This is a genomic window from Photobacterium nomapromontoriensis (genome assembly GCF_050336815.1).
GTDB classification, from domain to species: domain Bacteria; phylum Pseudomonadota; class Gammaproteobacteria; order Enterobacterales; family Vibrionaceae; genus Photobacterium; species Photobacterium nomapromontoriensis.
The window spans coordinates 1-7,370 of record NZ_JAKJSL010000004.1 but is presented as its reverse complement, the minus strand read 5'-3'; the positions used below and the strand labels follow the sequence as shown (position 1 = coordinate 7,370).

Here is a 7,370-nt window from a genome sequence, read left to right as displayed (position 1 = left end):
ATAGGCTGATTCCCAGTACAAGTCGGGGCTGGGCAGGGGCGGGAAAAACGCGCTGAAATCACGGTGGTTGTAGTCTTCCCTGAGGTTCTGGGATATCGACATACTGAAGTAGCCCGCTATAACATCGAGCGGGCCCTTGCCCTTGCCGGTGTAGGTATAACGCACCGCCGAAAGTGGCGAGTCTTCTTCTGGCTGACGTAAGCGAGTGATATCGTTGCTATCCTCACTCATAAACCACTGTCCCTCTTGTACAATCCAGCGCTGTGGCGCGATGCCTGCCACAACCTTTGGGGTGGCAAACCGATAGTAGCTGAACGCATCACCGATGGTGTTGCAGGTGAAAGTGCTGTGGTCGGCGCTAAAAGCCTGTCCGTTGTCGCACTCTTTGGCGTAGTATGCTTTGCGGCCAAGGTATTCCATGTTCGGCAGTGTGAATACGCCCTGATTTTTCGAATCCGGTACCCGCAGCACGGCCTCATAGCTGAGTTGGCGAATAAAGTGCTTGCCGTCAGGCGAGACTCTGCCTCCGACGAAGTCACTATCGTAGTTCAGCTCGCCAAATTTACTTTCAGGGGAGGGCGACAGCGGCGTCGCAGTATCGGTGGTCACATCATAGCGGAATGACTGTTGCCAGCTTTTCCCCCCGGTGAAATACACCGCTTGACTGTCTGCTTGCCAGTCAAAAGATAGGCAGCGGCCAGGCCCGAGCTGGTGGGCTTGCCGGGTTTTAAGGTCGAAGATGACACACTTGTATTGGAAAACTTCGGGCTGATAGGCGGTGATGATATAGCGACCGTCGGGTGAGCGGGAAGGCCTTGATAAGCCTTTAATCTCAATGGTTCCGCCTATTTCCTTTGCGGTAAACAACAGCCGAACATCGGTCCCGTTCATATTCATGGTATAGAGTCCATGGTCAGGATTCTGAATAGTGGTTATCAGCTGCGGCATGTTATGCTGGGTATTCCATTTTTCCCGTGGTGGATTGTCGGGGACGTCGACAACGATCTTCCAGGTAGGCGTGTGTTTGATGCCGTAAACCTCTCGATAGTAGGTGACAATATCCAGACGGTTCATATACACATCATCATAGGGGGTGTTGTTTGACAGGTAGGCCCCTCCTGCCGCTAAGCCGCCGCCGATGGCCGCACCGACCAAAAGAATTTTTGTTTTTCTGTTCACTGTGTTATCTGCTCCTATGGACATGAAAGCCGCTACGAGATGTAGCGGCTTTGCATTGGCAAGATATCAAAGGTTGAGCGGCTTATATGCCTACCCAGTCTTCTATTATCGTCACCCTCTCATCGGTGATGTCATCCATATTGTTAGGGTTGGATTTCGCCCATTGCATAAGCCGGGTGATGTTGTGAGGCTCGATATCGCCTGCCGTTGCGGCAGTGTGGAGGCGGGAAATATTGTAATCACCTAAATCTGTCGCTGAACTGTCCGTCCCCTGAATGAGGGCATTGGTCTGGTTCTGTTCGTTTGCAATTGCGATGGCTTTTTTACTCTCCGTTTTATACCAGTTTTTCGGCACGCTCTTGGGCTGGCCATAAATGATAATATTCTCTGATTTTCCTTCCAGCCCAGAACCCTCCGGGCCATTTAAGGTCAAGTAGAAGTCACAGAATTTATTGAACTGGCTGGTTACCTGAGTCAGCCCCCCTTTTTTTGCATACAGGTCACTTGGGTATATTAGAGGGGTCAGGCCTTCGACCTCCACACCCAGGGCATTTATGTACTTCAGCTTCACTGTATTGGCATAGATATCGGTAGAAACGCTCTTCTTGAGCTGGGGTATCAAGCCTTCTTCTACTGCTTTCATTTTCAGTTCAGCAGCTGTAAGCCTTGCGAATGCTTGCTGTAGCGAGGATATTTTAGACGGCCGTGTATCATCTTGGTATTGAGCCGGGATAAACGTGCAATTGTCTTTGTCAACGTTAATTCGACCTAAGCGATACAGGCAGTTTATGTCAGCAAGCGGGATCTTTTGGGTGACGAGAATTGTACGCGCTAACTGCAGTTCGGCTTTTGGCAGAGGTATGCAGTTAGTGTCATTGACTTGCTGTTTCAGCTTGTCAGTGGTGACGGCTTTGGTTCGAGCAATTACCGTCGCGACAACAACGTCATTCCAGTTGAAGTTCTCTATTTCACCGGTCAGTCTTCGGTGTTTACTCAGAGGATCTGCCTGGTTGTTTTCGTCGTTCTCTTTGTTTCTGGCACCGGGCTGGCTAAGGTAGAAGTCGATGGCTGGTGAGTCAAAGATTTCGGGGTACTGTCGTTTTTGCCCCGGCGAATCTATACTCAGAAAGCTCTTTTCATAGAAGATCTGATCCCCCTTCACACTTGGGGAACGGGTCACGAAATCTTTAGTGAATTCATATTCTCTTGTCGGTGAAAGGGTCAGGTTGAAGAGTGCTCGACTCAAATCAAAGAAACTGACGCTTTTTTCTCTGTATGTTACATGGGTATCCGTTTTTTGCTGACCAGGTATACCGACCTGATAAAAGTAGCTCAAGTATTTCATGGCCCCTGATACTCGGGCCTTACTGGCGCTGTTAGCCTGGTCACTTTCGTCAAATAGTGATTTGAGTACGTCATCATCATAATCTGCGACGGGTCGGGTCCCCATGATCTGATGAACGCCAAAAGAGAAGTCAGGTTGGATAATCGCACCCAGAACAGTATCTTCAGCCTTATTTAGCACATTTTTCTCATGTTTCATTAGATCCGCCTTATTTAGCGGACTGGCATACTCGACTGTTTCAGATGCGACCTTATCGAAAAAGTGCCAGTCCCCTCCGGTAAGACCTGTTGATATCGCACGGGCTGCAATCGGCAACAGGAATAGGTTGTCGTCGTTACCCTGTGCAATCTTTTCTTTGTCCAGTACGACAAGAATACGAATATGGTCATAAGGTGAGAGGCAGGAGCCGTTACCCTTGTAGTAATCCAGGAAGGGTTGCCAGCTGTCAGCGCTTGTTGCCCCCGGGGAGCGGGCAGAAATAATGATGTGTTTAAACACCGAACTGTCTAGATTGGTCAGACGCTGAGTGGCAGCCAGTTTTTTGAACCTTGCTTCCGATTCTGACAACATGTGATGGATAGGGAAGTAGCGGTTGTGATGTTGAGCCAGCGCCTCCTCATCCTTGCCGTCTTCGCTCTGGTTATATCGTGCATAGACATAGCGCCCCTGTGCAAGGGTTGCTGCCCATGTCCGTTGCCACGGTGAATCTGTGTTTTTCCCGTTGTTCTCTAGCCAGAGCTTATCGAGGTGGACTGGCCCCAGCAGGCCGTTTTCTACCTCCCAGTCATCATTCAGCAAGAAGGCGTTGATATAACCTGAGATGTCATACTCTTTGTAGCTAAGTGTATCGCGCTCAACGACCATCCCCGAGGACGTCACATAGTTTATCTTGCCAGCCACTTGATCATACTGGTATTGCTGGATCAGACGGATCAGGCCATTAAGTGCCAGTGTTCGTTTCAGGTAGGCCTTCATAATTACAGCTTGGTGCGTTTTTATGCCTGATTCGGTAATCAGTTGGCTAGAGAGGGTGATATCTGCGTGATAGAGCTGGTCTAGAGCCTGAGACAGCTTGGCCTTGTCGACGCCGGATACATTGTCAGCCTCTTTCAATATGGTAGAAGCCAGTGCTAAGCCTTGTTTGGTTGCTGTTAGCAGACCCGCTGGCGGAAAGAAAGGGGTGACACCTAGCAGGGCTAAATCAAAGGCACTTCCCGCGGCGTTGACGATGTCTTCTTCCATTTTCATCAGTGAGGCGGTTGATGTTTTTCGTGATTTTTCAACCAATGTCATGCCAGAGCGGCAAGCGGGATAGTCAAACTGGGAGCTGAAGTTGAGCAGTATATCAACCCGACGGTTCTTTCTTCGGCTGGCAATATCGAGGTTTTTGACCAAGGGTTGGTCCTCTCCGTAACCCAGTACCTTTATTCTTTGGCTCCAGACCGCCTTCAGCTTCGCGTCTTTGAATGTCGCCAGAATGCTCTGCTTTACTGATTCCGCCCGAGCGAGCGATAGCTTCTTGTTGTACTCTACCGAGCCGATATCGCAGGTATGGCCCGCTATCTGGATATCGATCGGATCGCTCAGCTTGGCAAGCTGCTTCCCGATGGCTTGAAATGCCTCTTCAACGTTAGCGTTTTTAAAATTCGGGGTGGCACGGTCAAACCCGAAGGTCGTACTGTCGAGACGTAGCAAGGTGTTATTCAGCGGTAAGCTTGCTGAGTTATGGTCTCCGTTGCCGTCTTTTACCACCATGGCGGCCAATGCTTGCTTCAGGGCCCTCATGACGTCTTGCTCTTTTTGGGTCAGGGTATCGGGGTCTTGTTTCAGAGCCAGCAGTTTGTTCGCAGAAGGAGAGATAGTGGCCACTGCATAGCGGGTGACATCATTTAGGAAGGCATCGTCTGCCTTGGTGGCCTTCTGGTGGCTATCACTAAGAATGGTGAGGTTGTATACCGTTTCTAGGGCGGTAAGCGGTAAGCCCAGTACCGTATTGCCGACCGCTCCCAGCTTTGTCAGGAAGGGCCTGGCGCTATTGGGAAAGGGAATGCCGGAGACCGCCTGCTGATCTAAGGCGCGGCGGATCAAGTTGGCCTGAGTGACAAGCGGGTTTTTGGATTTGAGGTCGGCCACGGCCTCGACAAATTCCATCGAGGCACCGGTGACCCCGACGGCCGCGAGGGTTGCCCTCGCTAGATCTGAGTTATCATTAGCAAGTGCCTCCGATAATGAGGCATGAGCCAGCTTGGATAGCATCTGCCAGGTTGGGCCGTTTTCTAGCGCTGCGGTCCCCGCCTCGAAAAAACCCTTGTAGCTTTGTAGCTGATGCCACATTTCGGCGGTGATGGGGCGCTGCTCTGCTGTGCTTGCGGTGACCTGCTCTGGCAGGTCATAAGGCTGCTTGTTCAGCCTGTCCGTCATGTCTTTGTAAAATGCAGGCACGTGATTGAACAGCGCCTCTTCCACACTGATGGGGTCACCATTGACGAGGCTGCACCGACCAATGATAGTTTTGACCGGCAAATGGAGCACGCGCTCTTTTAGGCTGTATGTGGATAGCCCCTTTTGAGAAAATTCATTTGTAAATTTCAAATTAACGGTTGCTGTATTGATATCGATTCGGCAGTACTGCTCCAGTTTATCCAGTGTGGGCAAAATATTGCTCTCAATCCAGAAGGTGGCGCAATACATGGGTTGATCTGTTCCATCCATATCCATGAAGTTGACTAGTTTCACCTTGGAGACCGATTGTTTTTCTGTTCCCATCACCACGACCCCAGGGGGAAGCTCCGACAGGGTCACGGTGGCACCGACATATTTGGCAGAAGAGAAGTTGACCACGATGGTGTAGTACTGGGGAACGGTCAGGATATGCAGCGGCTCGCTGCCCAGGGTGCTCAGCCAGTGGTGGTAGTGCTCAAAATAAGGGCTGTCTTTTGTCAGCTCTGTCAGTGCCTCCCCTTCTGGTAGGGCCAGCAAGAGGTGGCGTTCACTGATCGGATCAAGGGTTGTGATATCCGTGGTGAAGTATTGGGTCTGGTTTTTAAGCTTCTGATAGAGTGCAGGTAACCAAGGTTTTCCTTCCTCTTCGCCGCCAATGAACATGGGCACCATATAAGAGGGAAAGAACAGCACATTGCGCTGTGATGTTTTACCAAGGCTTGATTGTTTCACCGCAACTGGGCTGCCTGTCAGCGTGACGGTTTTTCCAGTGGCAACCTGTGCGGCAACAGGCTGCTTATCTTCGTTGAAGAAAGTCAGCTTGCCATATTTATCGCTGTATGCCAACGGGTTCTCTGCCCTGACCATGGCCACCACACTGTCAGGTTTGATGTAGGTTTTGTCTTCTTTCCATAGGGAGTCAGGCAGCACCATGGTCTCATAGGGCAGTGGGAAATAACGGGCGCCTGGGCAGGGACTCCCGTCTCGGCCGTAAAGCTGCCCCATTAAGTAAACGCCGTGAACGGTATAGTTAGCCACGTTTCCCTCCCTTGCTCTGTGCATCCAGTTGGCGATAGGCTGATTCCCAGTACATGTCGGGGCTGGGCAGGGGCGGGAAAAACGCGCTGAAATCACGGTGGTTGTAGTCTTCCCTGAGGTTCTGGGATATCGACATACTGAAGTAGCCAGTTATGACATTGAGCGGGCCCTTGCCCTTGCCGGTGTAGGTATAATGTACCGCTGAAAGTGGTGAGTCTTCTTCTGGCTGACGTAAGCGGTTGATATCGTTGTTATCCTCACTCATAAACCACTGTCCCTCTTGTACAATCCAGCGCTGTGGCGCGATGCCTGCCACAACCTTTGGGGTGTCAAACCGATAGTAGCTGAACGTATCACCGATGGTGTTGCAGGTGAAAGTACTGTGGTCGGCGCTAAATGCCTGTCCTTTGTTGCACTCTTTGGCGTAGTATGCCTTGCGGCCAAGGTATTCCATGTTCGGCAGTGTGAATACGCCCTGATTTTTCGAGTCCGTTACCCGTTGCATGGCGTTATGGTTGAGTTGGCGAATTAAGTGCTTGCCGTCAGGCGATCTTCTGCCTCTGACGAAGTCAGTATCGTAGTTCAGCTCGCCAAGTTTACTTTCAGGGGGGGGCGACAGCGGCGTTGCAGTACTGGTGGTTACATCATAGCGGAGTGCTTGTTTCCAGCTTTTCCCCCCGGTGAAATACACCGCTTGACTGTCTGCTTGCCAGTCAAAGGATTGGCAGCGGCCAGGCCCGAGCTGGTGGGCTTGCCGGGTTTTAAGGTCGAAGATGACGCACTTGTATTGGAAGGCTTTTGGTCGATAGGCGGTGATGATATAGCGACCGTCGGGTGAGCGGGAAGGCCTTGATAAGCCTTTACTCTCAATGTTTCCGCCTATTTCTTTTGCGGTAAACAGCAGCCGAACATCGGTCCCGTTCATATTCATGGTATAGAGTCCATGGTTAGGATTCTGAATGGTGGTTATCAGCTGCGGCATGTTATGTTGGGTATTCCACTTTTCTTGTGGCGGATTGTCGGGGACGTCGACAACGATCTTCCAGGTAGGCGTGTGTTTGTTGCCGTAAATTTCTCGCGCTCTGGTGATCATATCCAGACGGTTCATATACACATCATCATAGGGGGTATTGTTTGATAGGTAGACCCCTCCGGCCGCTAAGCCGCCGCCGATGGCCGCACCGACCAAAAGAATTTTTGTTTTTCTGTTCACTGTATTATCTGCTCGTTATTTGCTGTTATTTGCGGTGATTGTTATTTTCGCTGTCTGCCACATTGGAGACGCTACCTCCATCAGGTAAACGCCGTGAACGGTATAGTTAGCCACGTTCCCCTCCCTTGCTCTGTGCATCCAGTTGGCGATAGG

3 protein-coding genes are annotated in these 7,370 nt (G+C 50.8%); all 3 read right to left on the bottom strand.

Going from position 1 to position 7,370, the window contains the following annotated elements:
- The coding region (locus L4D12_RS00370) for a TolB family protein (RefSeq protein WP_428445841.1) at positions 1-1,179 on the bottom strand (1,179 nt) is incomplete at its 3' end.
- 82 nt (positions 1,180-1,261) lie between these two features.
- Entirely contained in the window at positions 1,262-6,004 is a 4,743-nt protein-coding gene (locus tag L4D12_RS00365) for an OmpA family protein (protein ID WP_428445840.1), read from the bottom strand.
- On the bottom strand, positions 5,997-6,935 hold the full coding sequence (locus tag L4D12_RS00360) for a TolB-like translocation protein (RefSeq protein ID WP_428445839.1): 939 nt from the start codon (positions 6,933-6,935) through the stop codon (positions 5,997-5,999). Before L4D12_RS00360 ends, L4D12_RS00365 begins: the two co-directional genes overlap by 8 nt.
- Positions 6,936-7,370: the final 435 nt, after the last annotated feature.